Below are 16,236 nucleotides of genomic sequence, written 5' to 3'. Positions count from 1 at the left end.
CCGGCCGTCGCGGCCGGCCCGCTGCTGCGGTTCGTTCTCGTCGGTCCCTTTCCCCTTTTCATCGCGCCCGGGGTGGCTTATGCGTTACGCCAGTCGTGTCTATCTGCTGTTGCTCAACGGCATGGCCCTCGCCGCCGCCATCATGCTGGTGTGGCTGATGGTCGCCATCGTGCTCTCGGTGGTGATCCGCAACCTGGGGTTGCAGCCCTCGGCGTGGTTCTTCCTCTCCACCGAATACGCCATGTTCTACCTGACCCTGCTGGGCGCGCCCTGGCTGGTGCGCCACAAGGGCCACGTGCACATCGAGCTACTCACTTCGATCCTGCCACCGCTGGCGCTGCAGGTGCTGAGCCGCCTGGTGGCTCTGCTGTGCGTGGCGGTATGCGTGGTGCTGGCGTGGAAGGGCTACGACCTGGTGTCGATGAATCTGGCGCGCAACGACTATGACGTGCGCGCCTTCTTCGTGCCGAAATGGATCCTCACCGTGGCCTACCCGGTGTGCTTCACCATGATGGCCATCGAATTCGCCCGCTTCGTGGTCGGGCGCGACATCCTTCACAGCGGCGAAGCGGGGATCAAGGAATAATGGAATGGTATCTGGCCCTGGCCTTTCTGCTGTCCCTGATTCTCGGCTTCATGGCCATCGGCACGCCGATCGCCCTGGCCTTCCTCGCCGCCAACGTCATCGGCGCCTGGCATTTCATGGGCGGTCAGAACGGTCTCATCCAGCTGCTCAACAATGGCTTCGGCGCCCTCTCCAGCTTCAATCTGGTACCCATTCCACTGTTCCTGCTGATGGGTGAGCTGTTCTTCCGCACCGGCCTGGGCATGCGCATGTTCAACGCCATCGACCAGCTGATGGGCAAGGTGCCCGGCCGGCTCTCCTACGTCACCGTGGTGGGCGGCACCGGCTTCTCGACCTTGAGCGGCTCGTCGATGGGTTCCACCGCGCTGATGGGCTCGCTGCTGGTGCCGGAGATGGAGCGCCGCGGCTACCAGAAGCGCATGGCCATCGGCCCGATCCTGGGCACCGGGGGGCTGGCCATCATCATTCCCCCCTCGGCGCTGGCGGTGCTGCTGGCCACCCTGGCCAAGGTCGACATCGGCGCGCTGCTGATCGCCGGCATCCTGCCCGGCCTGCTGCTGGCGGGGCTCTACATCGGCACCATCTGGATCCAGACCCGGCTCGATCCGGACGCGGCGCCCAACTACGAGCTGGAGCCGGTGCCGCTGGGCCAGAAGCTCAAGCTGGTGCTCACCGACATCCTGCCGATGATCAGCGTGATGATCTTCATCGTCGCGCTGATGCTGCTGGGCTTCGCCACCCCCTCCGAGGCGGCGGCCTTCGGCGCCCTGGGCGCCATCGTGCTGGCGCTGATCTTCCGCTGCATGACCTGGGAGGCGTTCAAGCTCTCGGTCATCGGCGCGCTCAAGGTCACCCTGATGGCCTACCTGATCGTGTTCGGCTCGGCCACCTTCAGTCAGCTGCTGGCGTTCTCCGGCGCCTCCAGCGGGCTGATCCAGTGGGCCACCAGCTTCGATCTGGCACCGATCCTGATGCTGCTGGCGATATTCGCCGTGCTGCTGGTGCTCGGTACCTTCATGGAGCAGATCTCGATCATGATGCTCACGGTGCCGTTCTTCTTCCCGCTGGCCCAGGTGCTCGGCTTCGACCCCATCTGGTTCGGCATCATCATGCTGCTGGCACTCGAGATCAGCTTCTCCACGCCGCCGCTGGGGCTGTTGCTGTTCGTGATGAAGGGCGTGGCGCCCAAGGGCACCACCATGCGCGAGATCTATTCCGCGGCGATTCCCTACATCCTCTGCTCGATGCTGCTGGTGGCCATTCTGGTGGTGTTCCCCAGCATCGCCACCTGGCTGCCTGGGATGATCAACTGAGCCCTTCTCAGGTCACCGCCCCACGCTGCTGAAAGCGCGGGGCGAGATGCTCGCCTGCGCTCAGCACCTCACGCAGATGCTGCGCCGCCTGCCAGACGTCCTCATGGCTCAGATAGAGCGGCGCGAAGCCGAAGCGCATCAGCCCCGGTTCGCGGTAGTCGCCGATCACGCCGCGCTCGATCAGCGCCTGGACGATGGCATAGCCGTGTTCTCTTTCCACCAACCCCACCTGACTGCCGCGCTGCGCCTCGTCTGGGGTGATGTCACTGATGCCGTGTTCCTCCAGGCAGCCGCTCAACGACTCGCGAAACAGCTCGATCAAGCGCTGGCTCTTGCGCCGCAGCTGGGCGAGGTCCACCTCCTGCCACAGCGCCAGCGACGCTTCCAGCGCCGCAAAGGCCAGCGGCGAGTGGGTGCCGGTACGAAAGCGCGAGATGCCCGGCGCGGGGGCATAATCGGCCTCGAAGGCGAACGGTGCCGCATGACCCAGCCAGCCCGACAGCGGCTGCCATGCCTGCGCCTGACAGTCGCGGCGCACGTAGAGAAAGGCCGGCGCCCCGGGGCCGCCGTTGAGGTACTTGTAGGTGCAGCCCACCGCGTAACGCACGTCGCAGGCGGCGAGGTCGACGAGCAGCGCGCCGGCCGAGTGGGCCAGGTCCCAGACCACCTCGGCGCCGCTGGCATGCACCTGGCGGGTGATCGCCGCCATGTCGCGCAGGCGCCCGGTGCGGTAGTGCACATGGCTGAGCACCACCGCCGCCACCCGCTCGTCGAGATAGGCATCCAGCGCCTCGCCCTCCGGCACCACCCGATGCTCGAAGCCGCCGAAGCGGCAGAAGCCCTGGGCGATGTAGCCATCGGTGGGAAAGTTGCCGCCTTCGCTGAGGATCACCGGCCGCCCCCGGCCCTGCCCTTCGGTGCCCTTTTGCCCTTCGGTGATATAGCCCAGCAGCTTGAAGATATTGTGGGTGATGGTATCGGTTACCAGCACCTCTCCCGGCTCGGCTCCCAGCAGCGGCGCCAGCCGGTCGCCGAGCCGCTCCGGCGCATCGAACCAGCCCTGGTTCCAGCCCTGGATCAGCGAGTCGCGCCACTGGCTCATCAGGCCGTCGACGGCAGCCACGGCAGCGCGGGGCTGAGCTCCCAGGGAGTTACCGTCGAGGTAGATCGTGCCTTCCGGCAGCGCGAATCGGTTTCTGAAGGTGGCCAGCGGGTCCTGGCGGTCCAGCTCGCGGACGTCATCGAGAGTCAGGGGCATGCTCGGCTCCGGCAAGGAGATGGTGGTAGGGATGAGTCGGGATCGGGTCAGCTCGCGCCGTCATCGGGCCAGTTCGCGCAGCTATCCATCCAACTCGCGAAGCAGGGCCCGCACCGGCGAGGCGTCGGCCCCAGCCAGCTTCAGCGGCAGGGCAACCAGCTCGTAGTGGCCCGGCGATACCGCGTCCAGCACCAGCCCTTCGAGAATCGCCATGCCGTGATGCCGCACCCGATGGTGCGCCAGCAGACGGCTATCCACCTCGGGATCGAGCGAAGGAGTGTCCACGCCGATCAGCCGCGCGCCGCGCTCGGCCAGCAGGTCGATGCTCTCCGGCGCGATGGTGGTGAAGTCGCTGCGCCAGCGCTCATGGGGAAAGTGCCCCCAGGTGCGCAGCAGCACCCGCTCGACGTGCGACGGCAGCACGGGCAACAGATGTTCGGGCTCGACCCTCGGCCCGGCATGGCGCATGTCCAGCACCACGCAGGGGCCCAAATAGGGGGTGAGTTCCACCTCGTCGATGGCTTGGCCATCGGCCGCGTAGTGGCTCGGCGCATCGGCATGGGTGCCGGTGTGGGTCGAGAGCGTGAGGCGCGAGACGTTGACCGGGCACTGCCCGTCGAGCACCCAGGTCGGCTCATGGGCAAACGGGGTATCGCCAGGCCACACCGGCATGTCGGCGCGCAGCGGCTGGGAAATGTCATGGAGCCGGCTCATGAGGCGCCCTCCTCCAGCGTGGTGCGCACCGACCACAGCTCGGGGAAGAACTGCAGATCCAGCGCCTTGGCGAGATACGAAGCCCCGCCGGTGCCACCGGTGCCGGGCTTCTGTCCGATGATGCGCTCCACCGTCTTGAGGTGGCTGAAGCGCCACTGGTGGAAGTGGTACTCGGTATCGACGAGCTTTTCGGCCAACTCGTAGAGCTCCCAGTAGCGGCCGGTATCGCGGTAGATGTCCGCCCAGGCCTGCTCCACCTCGTCGCAGGGCCGATAGGGCTCGGACCAGTCCCGCGCGACGACCGAATCGGGCAGTGCAAAGCCGCGCCGCGCCAGCAGCTGCAGGCTGATGTCGTACAGGCTCGGGGCGTGGAGCACCTCGCTGAGGCGCCGGTAGCGCTCGGGATGGCGACGGTGCACCTCGATCATCGCCGCATTCTTGTTGCCGAGCAGGAACTCCAGCTCGCGATACTGGAACGACTGGAAGCCCGAACTCTGGCCGAGGCTGTCGCGAAAGCGCGCGTAGTCCGCGGGGGTCATGGTCACCAGCACCTCCCAGGCATTGATCATCTGCGCCTGGATCCGCGCCACCCGGGTGAGCATCTTGAACGCCGGGCGCAAGCGGTCGGATGCGATGTGCGCTGCGGCGGCGTGGGCCTCGTGCAGACACTGCTTGAGCCACAGCTCCGAGACCTGATGGATGACGATGAACAGCATCTCGTCATGCTCCGCGGTACCCGGCCGCTGGGCCGAGAGCAGCGGCTCCAGCTGCAGGTAGTCGCCATAGCTCATCGGCTGGTCCCAGTGCACCCCCTCCTGCGAGAGATCCACACTGGCGCTGCGTGCCTGCCCTTCCTTCCGCTTGGCCATGGTCGCCCTCCTTCGTCGTCTTTCCGTCAGTTTACGAAGTTACAACCACAGCCACTGACCGACCAGGTGTTCTACCTGAACTGGTATCGGGTCATGCGCCAGGGCGAAGCCGAGGGCTCGGCGGCAGGAGCCCTGGCGCATACACTGCATACCGTCATCGCATGCCGCTGAGAAGGCGAATCAGGCGCAGCCTCAGGTCCCGCAGAAGGTGCGGAACACCCGCTCGGTGGGCTCGGCCGGCCGCATGTACTCCTCGCGCCCGGGCTGGTCGTCGAAGGGGTGGGTAATGATCTCGAGCAGGGTCTCGAAGGGGCCGTAGTCGTTTTCGTCCATGGCCGCGGTCAGCGCCTGCTGCACGCGGTGATTGCGTGGTATGAAGGCCGGGTTGGCCCGACGCATGCGCTGCGCCCGTTCGCTCTCGCCCTGCTCTTCCTGGGCGAGACGCTCGCGCCACTCCTCCAGCCAGCCGGCAATCTCCTCGGGGCGTTCGAACAGCTCGACCAGCGCGGCTTCCGCCGTAGCGCTCTCGGCAACATTCGCCAACCGGCGGAAGGTCAGGGTGAAGTCGGCGCGGCCACGGTGCATGCCCGCCAACAGCGCCTCGATCAGTGCCTTGTCACCGGGCTTCTCGCTGGCCAGGCCGAGCTTGGCGCGCATTACCGCCAGCCACTCGCGCTCGTACTGCTCCGGGAAGCGCTGCAGCAGCTCGGTGGCCCGCTCCACCGCGCGCTCGCTGTCGTCGTCGATCAGCGGCAGCAGGGTCTCGGCCAGCCGCGCCAGGTTCCACTGGGCGATCCACGGCTGGTTGGAGTAGGCATAGCGCCCGCCTTCGTCGATGGAGCTGAACACCATTTTCGGGTCGTACTGCTCCATGAAGGCGCAGGGGCCGTAGTCGATGGTCTCGCCGGAAACCGAGGTGTTGTCGGTGTTCATCACGCCGTGGATGAAGCCCACGCCCATCCACTTGGCGATCAGCGCCGCCTGGCGCGCCTGTACCGCTTCCAGCAGGCCCAGATAGCGCTCGCCGCCCTGGCGTGACTCAAGCGCCGGATAGTGGCGCTCGATGACGTGCCCGGCCAGCTCACGTACGCCTTCGATATCGCCGCGGGCGGCAAAGTATTGGAAGGTGCCGACGCGGATATGGCTGGAGGCGACCCGGGTGAGAATGGCCCCGGGCTCGGGAATGCCGCGCATGACCCGCTCGCCGGTGGTCACCGCAGCCAGCGCCCGGGTAGTGTGGATGCCCATGGCGTGCATCGCCTCGCTGACCAGATACTCGCGCAGCACCGGCCCCAGGGGCGAGCGGCCGTCGCCGCCGCGGGAGAACGGCGTGCGCCCCGCGCCCTTGAGCTGAATGTCGCGCAGCCGGCCGTCGCGGTCGGTCACCTCGCCCAGCAGCACCGCACGGCCGTCGCCCAACTGCGGCACGAAGCCGCCGAACTGATGCCCGGCATAGGCCTGGGCCAGCGGTTCGGCACCACGCGGCACCACGTTGCCGGAGAACCACACCGCCGCCTCTTCGGCATCGAAGGCGGAAAGCTCGAAGCCCAGCGCCTCGGCCAGCGGCCGATTGAAGGCCACCAGGTGAGGCTCACGCACGGGCACCGGCTCGACGTGGGCGTAGAAGCGTTCCGGCAGGCGGGCATAATGCAGAGTGAACGGGGGAAACATGGCAACTCCAGCAATCTTCCTGCCGCTCACTGTAGGCGCGGGGGCGGCGAAAATCGAGCGCCGTTGCACCCCCTTACAAGGGGCTGGTCACGAGCGACTCGTGACAAACGACTAGCCGGTAGCGGAAACCGGCCGCTCGAACTCGCGAATGCTGGCCACGAAGTCGCTGAAGCGCTCACCCTGGATCAGCACGTGATTGCGCAAGGCATGCTCCGCCGCCACCGGGTCGCCCGCCTCGATGGCTGCCACCACGTCCCGATGCTCGCTCAGGGAGCTGTGCATGCGCTGGCGAACCTTAAGCTGCAGGCGACGGTAGGGCTTGAGCCGCTGCTTGAGCTGACGCGCCTCACCGAGCAGAAAGGTGTTGTGGCTGGCCCGGTAGATGCAGTCGTGGAAGGCCTCGTTCTCGTAGTAGTACTCGTCGGTGTCTCCGGCCCGGGCGGCCGCCTCGCAGCGCTCCAGCGCATCACGCAGCTCGGCGAGCTCCGCATCGCTGATGCGCCGCGCCGCCAGCCGCCCGCACATGGCCTCCAGCTCCGCCATGACCTCGAACATCTCGATCAGCTGATCGATGCCCACCTTGGCCACGAAGGTGCCCTTCTTGGGCGAGACCGTCACCAGTCCACTGGCCACGAGCTGCTGGATCGCTTCACGCACCGGGGTACGGGAGACGTTGAACTCCCGCCCCAACGCCTCCGGGTCCAGCCTTTCGCCAGGCAGCCGGCGGCCGTTGATGATGTCGTTCTCCAGCGAATCGCGCAGGCGCTGTGCATTGGAGCGCTTGGTGCTGGTCATGGCCACCTCCTCGGTCGCGGCATTCAAGAGTGGGTCTTTTTACTGTAACGGATTTGACATGAGTATACGTAACGTCTATTGAAGTATACATCAGCACGCCTGATGGATATAAATTACTCAGTACAACAACAACCCAAGGAGACGCCCAATGCAACGCCACACCCTAGCCACTCTGGCCGTGACGCTCGGCCTGGCCCTCGCCTTCAGCAGTGTCGCCGCCGCCAACACCGTACTGCGCGCCTCGCACCAGTTCCCCGGTGGCCAAGGCGATGTCCGCGATGAAATGGTGCAGATGATGGCCCGGCAGATCGCCGAAGCCGATGTCGGACTCGAGATACAGGTCTACCCCGGCCAGTCGCTGTTCCGTGCCAACGAGCAGTGGGGTGCGCTGGTACGCGGCCGTCTGGACATGACCCTGCTGCCGCTGGACTACGCCAGTGGCCGTCATCCGGAGTTTTCCGCCACCCTGATGCCGGGCCTGGTGCGCAATCACGAGCACGCCGCGCGCCTCAACGAGTCCGAGTACATGGACATGATCAAACAGGTGATCATGGACAACGGCGCCCGAGTGCTGGCCGACAGCTGGCTGGCCGGCGGCTTCGCCTCCAGCGAGCAGTGCATCACCTCTCCCGATACCGTGCGCGGCCAGAACATCCGCGCCGCCGGTCCGGCCTTCGAGCAGATGCTGCAGGCCGCCGGCGCCTCCATCGCCTCGATGCCCTCCTCGGAGGTCTACACCGCCATGCAGACCGGCGTGCTGGATGCCGCCAACACCTCGTCGATGTCGTTCATCTCATTCCGTCTCTACGAACAGGTGGAGTGCCTGACCGAACCGGGCGATTTCGCCCTGTGGTTCATGTACGAGCCGATTCTCATCTCGGAGCAGGTATGGCAGCGCCTCAACGAGGAACAGCAAGCCGCTTTGATGGAAGCCGGCAAGGCCGCCGAGGAGTTCTTCGCCGCCGAGGCCGCCGCCATCGATCAGGAAATGGTGAGGGTCTATGAGGAGAACGGCATCGAGGTGGTGCGCATGAGCGAGGAGGACTACAACGCCTGGCTCGAGATCGCCCGAGAGACCTCCTACAAGAACTTTGCCGAAAACGTGCCCAACGGCCAGGCCATCATCGACGCGGCCCTCGCCGTCGATTGACGTCCAGCCCTTCCCAGTGAGCCGGGCCACCCGTCACGGGTGGCCCCCGTTTCGAACCTCGGGAGGACTACATGGCCATGGCCCACTCTCAATCTCTTGCTCAACGATCCGGCGCCATCGGCGGCTACATCCGCCTGATGGACGCCCTGTCACGCGCCAGCGCCTACCTGGCAGCCGTGCTGTTCATCGCCGGCGTCGTGGTGATCTGTCAGATGGTCTTCATTCGTTACGTGCTCGGCATGAGCACCAGTTGGCAGACCGAGTTCACGGTGTTCTCCGTTACCGGCGCCATGCTGATGGGCAGTCCCTACGTGCTGATGACCGGCGGCCACGTGGCCATCACCATTCTGCCCGACGCCCTGGGAGGTACGGCACGCAAGATCATGCGCCTGGTGGCCGCGCTGATCGGTCTGGCCTTCTGCGCGGCGCTGGCCTATGCCTCCTGGGTCTACGTGATCGAGGCCTACCAGTACAACTGGCGCACCGGCACCGTGTGGAACCCGCTGCTGTGGCCGGGACTGATGCCGATGGCGGTGGGCACCAGCCTGCTCACGCTGCAGTACGTCGCCGAAATCCTGCGTGGGGAGGTGTGAGCATGGATCCGATCACCATGGGCATCGTCGTCGCCATCGCGCTCATCGTGCTGATGGCCATCGGCACTCCCATTGCCTTCGCCCTGGGCGGCGTCTCGCTGCTCGCGCTGATGTACGACCGCGGTCTGCCGGAGCTGATCTACTTCGGCGAGACCTTCTTCGACCGCATCGCCGAATTCGGCTTCGTCGCCATTCCCATGTTCATCCTGATGGGTGCCGCCGTGGCTTCCTCGCCTACCGGACGCGACCTCTACCGCTCGCTGGACCTGTGGATGGGCCGTCTGCCGGGTGGGCTCGCCGTTTCCAACATCGGCGCCTGCACCATCTTTTCGGCACTTTCCGGCTCGTCGCCAGCCACCTGTGCGGCCATCGGCAAGATGGGCATTCCCGAGATGCGCACCCGCGGCTATCCCGACGGCGTGGCGGCGGGCTGTATCGCCGCCGGTGGCACGCTCGGCATCCTGATTCCGCCTTCGGTGACCATGATCATCTACGGCATCTCCACCGAAACCTCCATCGGCCGTCTGTTCATGGCGGGGGTGCTGCCCGGGCTGATGCTGGCCGGCCTGTTCATGATCTGGACCATGATTGCCTGCCGTCTGGCCGGTGGTTACGCCAACCCCATGGCCCAGGCCGCGGCCCAGGTGAAGCAGAACATCAAGGCCAACGTCGACACCAACCTCAAGGCGCTGGTGCGGGTAGTGCCCTTCCTGCTGGTGATTGCCGGCATTCTGTTCGCCCTCTACGGCGGTGTGGCCACACCCTCCGAGGCGGCAGGGGTCGGTGCTTTCCTGTGTGTGGCGCTCGCTGTACTGATCTACCGCATGTGGCAGGTGGGACCGATCAAGCTGATCATGCGCGACTCCCTGCGCGAGAGCGTGATGATCATGCTGGTCATCGCCACCGCCGAAGTGTTCGCCTATGCGCTCTCCTCCATGTTCATCACCCAGACCGTGGCCGCCGCCATCGCCGACATGGAAGTGAACCGCTGGGTGCTGATGGGCATCATCAACCTGTTCCTGCTCGTCGCCGGCTTCTTCCTGCCGCCGGTGGCGGTGATCGTGATGACCGCACCGATCCTGCTGCCGATCATCCTCGCCGCCGATTTCGACCCCTACTGGTTCGCGGTGATCCTGACCATCAACCTGGAGATCGGCCTGATCACCCCACCGGTGGGCCTCAACCTGTTCATCATCAAGGGCATCGCGCCGGACATCTCGCTGCGCAACATCCTGCTGGGCAGCCTGCCTTACGCCCTGTGCATGGTGCTCGGCATCGTCCTGCTGTGCCTCTTCCCGGGCATCGCCCTGTGGCTGCCCAACCTGATCATGGGCTGACGGAGAGCCGACATGAACATGACCTTCCTGCAGGAGCTGTTCAACAGCATCACCCAGCGCGACGCGCGGCTGTGGCGGCGCCAGGGCGAGGCCGGCGTTCCCGACCACGGCCAGGTGCTCGCCGCCTGCCGGGCGCTGCTGGCAAGCGACGGCGAGGCCTCGAGCATCAGCCTGGCCAGTCGCGCGCTCTCCATGTACAACCGCCTGACGATGGAGGAGCGCACCCGCTTCTTCGAGGGGCTTGCGAGCGAGTTCGCCGCCGACCCGGCGCGCATCGACCAGGCCTACGAGGCCTACCGCGAGCAGCGCGACAACTCCCGTTTGCAGGCCCTGTTCGACGCCTGCGAGCCGCGTCGACAGGAGCTGTTCCGGCGTCTCAACCTGGCCAGCAACGGCACCTACGAGCTGGTGCGCATGCGCGAGGATTTGCTGACACTGCTGCGCGAGCGCAACGGCGACAAGCAGGAGCTCGCCGCCATCGATGCCGACTTCGCCCACCTGTTCGGCTCCTGGTTCAACCGCGGCTTTTTGGTGCTCAAGCGCATCGACTGGAATACACCGGCCTCGATTCTGGAGAAGATCATTCGCTACGAGGCGGTGCACGAGATTCGCGACTGGGACGACCTGCGCCGCCGCCTCGACGCCCGCGACCGGCGCTGCTTCGCTTTCTTCCACCCGGCCATCGGCGACGAGCCGCTGATCTTCGTCGAAGTGGCGCTGTGCCGGGGCCTGCCCGACCGTATCCAGCCCATTCTCACGGGAGAGCGCAGCGGCGAGCGCGACATCGACGATCCCGAAGCCGCCGATGCCGCCGCCTTCTTCGGCATCAGCAACTGCCAGACCGGCCTGCGCGGCATCTCCTTCGGCAATTTCCTGATCAAGCAGGTGGTCCAGGAGCTCAAGCTGGAACTGCCCCAGCTCAAGCACTTCGTCACGCTCTCGCCGGTGCCGGGCTTTGCGGCCTGGCTCGCCGAGCGGCGCGACGACGAGGTTCTGCCCGACGAGCTGCGCCAGGTGCTGCACGAGCTGGACGCCCCCGACTGGCATCTCGATGCGGCCCACAGCGAGCGCCTCGCGGCAGTGGTCAAGCCGCTGGCCGCCCGCTATCTGGTCGAGGAGAAGAACGCCCGCGGCCTGCCGCTCAACCCGGTGGCCCGCTTCCACCTCGGCAACGGCGCCGAGTTGCATCGCATCAACTGGCTCGGCGACATCTCGCCCAAGGGCTTGAAGCAGGCCGCCGGACTCATGGTCAACTACCTCTACGTGCTCGACGACATCGAGCGCAACCACGAGAACTACACCGCCAACGCCACGGTGGTATGTTCCAATGCAGTTCGCGATCTCAATCGCCGTGCCAGAAAGATGGCCAAAGGAGAGCCTGCCAAATGAGTCACAACCTCTTCGAAACTTTCGCCGCCCGCATGCGCGACCGTAGCGACGCCGACTTCATCACCACCCGCGAGGGTCGGCGCTACTCCTACCGCGATGCTCTGGACGCCAGCGCCCGCCTGGCCGGTGCGCTCAAAGCGCTGGGCGTGGCCCCCGGCGACCGCGTTGCGGTGCAGGTCGACAAGAGCCCCGAGGCGATCCTGCTCTACCTTGCCTGTCTGCGCATGGGCGGCGTCTACCTGCCGCTCAATACCGGCTATACCGCCGATGAGGTCCGCTACTTCCTCGACGACGCCGAACCGGCGCTGTTCGTCTGCCGCCCCGCCGCCTTCGATGAGGCGCGCACGGTGGCCGGCGAAACCGGTTGCCCGGCGGTGGAGACCCTCGGTACCGATGCCGACGGCAGCCTGCTGACGCTGGCCGAACGGGGCGACGCCTATACCGGCATCGAGCCGCGCGAGCACGACGACCTCGCCGCCATTCTCTACACCTCCGGCACCACCGGCCGCTCCAAGGGCGCCATGCTGACCCACCGCAACCTCGGCTCCAACGCCGCCACTCTGGTCGAAGCCTGGCGTTTCACCTCTGCGGACCGCCTGATTCACGCCCTGCCCATCTTCCATACCCACGGGCTGTTCGTCGGCTGCAACGTGACCCTGATGGCGGGCTCGAGCATGCTGTTCCTGCCCAGGTTCGATGCCGACACGATCTTCGAGGAGATGCCCCACGGCACGGTGCTGATGGGCGTGCCCACCTTCTATACCCGTCTGGTAGCCGACGAGCGTCTCACCCCCGAGGCCACCGCCAACATGCGCCTGTTCGTCTCCGGCTCCGCCCCGCTCACCGCCGAGACCCACCAGGCCTTCGAGGCCAAGACGGGGCACGCCATTCTCGAGCGCTACGGCATGACCGAAACCAACATGAACATCTCCAACCCCTACGACGGCGAGCGCCGCGCCGGCACCGTGGGCATGCCGCTGCCGGGGGTGGAGTACCGCATCACCGACCGCGAGACCCACGCGCCGGTGCCCCAGGGCGAGATCGGCATGCTCGAGATTCGCGGTCCCAACGTCTTTATCGGCTACTGGCGCATGCCCGAGAAGACCCGCGAGGAACTGCTGGAAGATGGCTTCTTCATCACCGGCGACCTGGCCATGACCGACGAGCAGGGCTACGTGCACATCGTCGGTCGCGACAAGGACCTGGTGATCTCGGGCGGCTACAACGTCTACCCCAAGGAGGTCGAGCAGGTGATCGACGAACTGGAGGGCGTGGTGGAGTCGGCGGTGATCGGCCTGCCCCACCCGGATTTCGGCGAGGGCGTCACCGCCGTGGTGGTGCCGCAGCCGGGCGTCACGCTGGAGGAACGACAGGTGCTCGACCACCTCGAAGGGCGGCTGGCGAAGTACAAGCAGCCCAAACGGGTGTTCTTCGCCGATACCCTGCCGCGCAACACCATGGGCAAGGTGCAGAAGAACGAGCTGCGCAAGCAGTACCAGGACACCTATCGCTGAGCTTGCGTTCGCTCCCCCGCCAGCCCGGTCGGTTTGCGCCGGCCGGGCTGCTTTGGTTCTCAACCCTGCTCTTCTAGACCACCAGCGGCGTGACGAAGAAGGCGATCAGGAAGGCGGTACCCAGGCGCATGACGATGCCCAGCACCGCGGCGCCCATGGCCTCACGTTCGGAAAGGTCGGAGCTCTCCGCCCACACCACCGGGACCTGGCCGAACACGGCGGAGAGCGGCAGGCCGGAAGAGGCCAGCACGAAGGAGCCCACCACCAGCGAGGGGTCGAGATCGGCAGCGATGCTCTGCAGTTGGCCCATGGCCAGCGTCGGGCTTACCAGCACCGACAGCACGCCGGTTTCCGGATGGATGTTGAACAGCAGCATGACCCTGCCCAGCCCCGCTTCGATCGGTGCCCAGACGCCGATGTAATCGAGCACACCGATCACAGCGAAGACCAGCGCCACGGCGGGAATCAGGATCAGCAGCAGCAGCTCCACGCCTTCCCGCGCGGCGCTGAACAGCGTGGGCATGAAGTCGCGCTCGGGCGTGAAGGTCGGCAGATGACCGATCTCGACCCGCTTGACGTCACGATAGAGCGTTTTCGACAGGATCAGCGGCACGATCACCAGCGGCAGGAACACCGCCAGCAGCACCACGGCAAAGACGTTGACCCCGGCAAAGGTCAGCGCCATCAGCCCCAGCATGAAGGTGGAGAACGACTGCTGCGACTGTACCATGGTGGCCACGGCCAGCTTCTGCTCGTCCTTGGTGGCCCCCGCCTTCTTGAGGATCGGGCCGGAGATCTTACCCGCCGCGTTGATGTCGCCGAAGATGTTGTAGACGCTCGGGATGATCACCGCCGGGTTGACGCCCAGCAGCTTCATGGCGGGCACGAAGATGCGCACCAGCGCATCGGTGAAGCCCAGCCGCTCCAGCAGCCGGCCGATGATCACGCTGACGATGATGGCCGTGCCGACCACGCCGGTGAGGAAAACGTCCACCACCACCGGTCGCACGGAGTCGAGAATGGCGTTGAACAGCCCCGAGAGGCTGGTGGGCGAGAGCAGCAGCATCAACAGGCAGATGCACAGCAGTACGATGCCGACCACTTCGATGCGTTTCCACGCCCGCTTGTTGGCCGGTAGCCCGAGTTCCTTCTTGTCCGGGCTGGAGTCTTCAGGGGTAGTCACGGTGGTTTTCATGACAGTGCCTCTATTGTTATTGAATGACTGTTATTGAATGGGCGCTTGGGGAGAGCATAACGGCAAGTGGCGCCGTCATGTCTCGCTCAGCGCATGCTTGCCCAGCAGGTGGCTCGCCGACATTTCCCGGGCGTAGGCCTGCATCGCCTCGTTGCCCACCCGGCGCACCGGCGTCGAGGTCACCCGGTCGCGGAACAGCACCACTTCCACGCCTTCGAGCAGCTCGTCCAAGGCGTAGGCCAGGGGCAGGCCGTTCTCGAGGATCTCCATCACGTGGCAGTTGCCGACCAGGAAGTTGAGGCCCAGCTCCCGGGCCGTCTCGATCAGCGCGTGGCCGGCATAGACGCGGCTGATCGAGGCCAGCACGGTATCCACGCCGGGGTTCTCGGCCACCGCCTGACGCAGGTTCTCCGGCGAGAAGCCGGTGTGCGGAAAGATGTGCAGGATGTGCTCGACCGGACTGTCGCGCTCGCCCAGATGGATGAAACCGCGGGTCTCCACGCTGGTTTCGCGGATCTCGTCGATACCGCGCACCAGCCGCTCCTCCGCCAGCAGCGCGCGATCCTGATCCAGCGCCATGTAACCGTCCAGGCGGTCGAGTATGTCGCCCAGGGTGGCTACGCCCGGCAGCGCACGCCCCACGAACATGATGTTGCCGTGAACGCCACCGTAGGAAATGCTGCCCTTCTCCACCTTGTGCCCGTGCAGGAAGGGGATGCCCGGGTGCAGGCCGTGAAACGCCTCGTGACACTCCAGCCCGGCCACGTCGTAGAGATCGAGATAGTTCTTCAGCGTCACCCCGCCGCAGCTGGCGGCATCGGCGATGGGGTGATGCGCCACCACGGCATCCACCCCGGTGGCCCCGGCCAGCTCGATCACCAGCTCCGTCATGGTCATGCACACGGCGACCTTCTTCACTTCCTTGCTGGGGTCGCCGTAGATCAGCCCCGGAATCTCCAGCACCTCCTTGCCGTAGATTCCCGACGATTTCATGATCACGAAGGGGTGCTTGCCGCTCTTCACCTCCTCCATGGACGACACCGTCCTGCCGCCCGTGATCACGCTCATCGCATTGACGATATCCGCTACCTTGGCCATCGTTGTTCTCCTCGCATCAGCCATAAAAAAAGACCGCCAGCACAGCGAGAGGCGTAATGCCTCAAACTGCGCTGACGGTCTCGAGCACTCGCCTTCTCAGGGCGAGTTCACATCACCAGTCAGTCTTGCCTGCGGAGTTGCGGACCATGCCCGACGCCTGAGCGTCAGAGGTAGTCGCGCACATCCTTCTTCAGTACCACCACCGTGGCAGAAAGCTCGGCCTCGGCGTCGTAGTCCTTGAAGATGGACAGGACCTCGAAGCCGTACTTCGCTACCAGCAGCTGCTTGAACTCGTGCTTGAATCCCTTGATGAGATAGTGGTCGGCCAGCTCGCTCACGTTGCTGTTGAGCACGTTGAGGTAGCCAAGCGCCGGCACCCGCTTGTGCAGGGCGATGACGAGTATCCTGTCGCCCGCGATGTCCACCTTCTGACGCACCACGCCGATACCGAAGATGCGATGGTTGACCTCGTTGTAGTCCTTGATCAGTTCCTGCTTGAGCTGGCCCAGGGAGCCGATACCCAGGGTATCGGCATGTGGGGAGCCTGTGCTCGAGAAGTCGCTGCTCAAAGCGCTCATAGGGGTCGACCTCAATCTCGATCCGGCTGGTTCCCAGAGGACATCTGGTATACCAATCTCATGCAAGGTCCAGCCTAGTCAAGCGGGAAAAATCTGTCAACAGGGAATAATCGATTATCTCAACCCACCGACATCCCCTTGCTACTCAGCTTGCTACTCATCCGTATCGACGCCGA

At 65.5% G+C, this 16,236-nt stretch carries 15 protein-coding genes; 7 read left to right on the top strand and 8 right to left on the bottom strand.

The features are described from left to right. Positions 1-79 precede the first annotated feature (79 nt). Positions 80-586, top strand: a complete 507-nt coding sequence (locus C4S71_RS06180) for a TRAP transporter small permease (protein ID WP_086508300.1) — start codon at positions 80-82, stop codon at positions 584-586. Next, a complete protein-coding gene (locus C4S71_RS06175) occupies positions 586-1,899 on the top strand; it encodes a TRAP transporter large permease (RefSeq protein ID WP_103968559.1) in 1,314 nt (437 codons plus the stop codon). Before C4S71_RS06180 ends, C4S71_RS06175 begins: the two co-directional genes overlap by 1 nt. Before the next feature lie 7 nt (positions 1,900-1,906). Here C4S71_RS06175 and kynU read toward each other — a convergent pair whose 3' ends face one another. The 5 genes from kynU to C4S71_RS06145 all read right to left on the bottom strand — a co-directional run bounded on the left by kynU (position 1,907) and on the right by C4S71_RS06145 (position 7,206). Beyond that, positions 1,907-3,157: a kynureninase gene (gene kynU, locus C4S71_RS06170; protein ID WP_103968558.1), complete on the bottom strand. Its 1,251-nt coding sequence runs from the start codon at positions 3,155-3,157 to the stop codon at positions 1,907-1,909. An 81-nt stretch (positions 3,158-3,238) separates the two neighbouring features. Continuing rightward, complete coding sequence (kynB, locus tag C4S71_RS06165) at positions 3,239-3,871, bottom strand: arylformamidase (protein ID WP_103968557.1); 633 nt, start codon at positions 3,869-3,871, stop codon at positions 3,239-3,241. Beyond that, positions 3,868-4,740, bottom strand: a complete 873-nt coding sequence (gene kynA / locus C4S71_RS06160; protein WP_086508296.1) for a tryptophan 2,3-dioxygenase — start codon at positions 4,738-4,740, stop codon at positions 3,868-3,870. Before kynA ends, kynB begins: the two co-directional genes overlap by 4 nt. Positions 4,741-4,932: 192 nt before the next feature. Then, the gene (locus C4S71_RS06150; protein WP_103968556.1) at positions 4,933-6,411 is read right to left on the bottom strand and encodes a protein adenylyltransferase SelO; all 1,479 of its coding nucleotides are present in this window, start codon (positions 6,409-6,411) and stop codon (positions 4,933-4,935) included. Positions 6,412-6,522: 111 nt separating this feature from the next. Continuing rightward, positions 6,523-7,206, bottom strand: a complete 684-nt coding sequence (locus tag C4S71_RS06145; protein ID WP_103968599.1) for a GntR family transcriptional regulator — start codon at positions 7,204-7,206, stop codon at positions 6,523-6,525. 148 nt (positions 7,207-7,354) lie between these two features. On the opposite strand from C4S71_RS06145, the gene dctP reads away from it, so the two are divergent. The 5 genes from dctP to C4S71_RS06120 all read left to right on the top strand — a co-directional run bounded on the left by dctP (position 7,355) and on the right by C4S71_RS06120 (position 13,189). Beyond that, positions 7,355-8,356, top strand: a complete 1,002-nt coding sequence (dctP, locus tag C4S71_RS06140) for a TRAP transporter substrate-binding protein DctP (protein WP_103968555.1) — start codon at positions 7,355-7,357, stop codon at positions 8,354-8,356. A gap of 77 nt (positions 8,357-8,433) precedes the next feature. Beyond that, on the top strand, positions 8,434-8,949 hold the full coding sequence (locus tag C4S71_RS06135) for a TRAP transporter small permease subunit (protein WP_086508314.1): 516 nt from the start codon (positions 8,434-8,436) through the stop codon (positions 8,947-8,949). Between the two features lie 2 nt (positions 8,950-8,951). Further along, positions 8,952-10,286, top strand: a complete 1,335-nt coding sequence (locus C4S71_RS06130; protein WP_086508292.1) for a TRAP transporter large permease — start codon at positions 8,952-8,954, stop codon at positions 10,284-10,286. Positions 10,287-10,298: 12 nt separating this feature from the next. After that, a complete protein-coding gene (locus C4S71_RS06125) occupies positions 10,299-11,675 on the top strand; it encodes a malonyl-CoA decarboxylase (RefSeq protein WP_103968554.1) in 1,377 nt (458 codons plus the stop codon). Beyond that, positions 11,672-13,189: a malonate--CoA ligase gene (locus tag C4S71_RS06120; RefSeq protein WP_103968553.1), complete on the top strand. Its 1,518-nt coding sequence runs from the start codon at positions 11,672-11,674 to the stop codon at positions 13,187-13,189. Before C4S71_RS06125 ends, C4S71_RS06120 begins: the two co-directional genes overlap by 4 nt. Positions 13,190-13,262: 73 nt before the next feature. Here C4S71_RS06120 and C4S71_RS06115 read toward each other — a convergent pair whose 3' ends face one another. The 3 genes from C4S71_RS06115 to C4S71_RS06105 form a co-directional block, all read right to left on the bottom strand. Next, entirely contained in the window at positions 13,263-14,384 is a 1,122-nt protein-coding gene (locus C4S71_RS06115) for a hypothetical protein (RefSeq protein ID WP_103968552.1), read from the bottom strand. Between the two features lie 75 nt (positions 14,385-14,459). Next, positions 14,460-15,482 carry a Nif3-like dinuclear metal center hexameric protein gene (locus C4S71_RS06110; protein WP_086508288.1) on the bottom strand — a complete coding sequence of 341 codons (1,023 nt, stop codon included), beginning with the start codon at positions 15,480-15,482 and terminating at the stop codon, positions 14,460-14,462. Positions 15,483-15,646: 164 nt separating this feature from the next. Continuing rightward, the gene (locus C4S71_RS06105) at positions 15,647-16,060 is read right to left on the bottom strand and encodes a Na-translocating system protein MpsC family protein (protein WP_103968551.1); all 414 of its coding nucleotides are present in this window, start codon (positions 16,058-16,060) and stop codon (positions 15,647-15,649) included. Positions 16,061-16,236 lie beyond the last annotated feature (176 nt).

It is taken from the genome of Billgrantia desiderata, assembly GCF_900108215.1.
GTDB lineage: Bacteria > Pseudomonadota > Gammaproteobacteria > Pseudomonadales > Halomonadaceae > Halomonas > Halomonas desiderata.
This window is presented reverse-complemented; position numbering and strand designations above follow the sequence as displayed.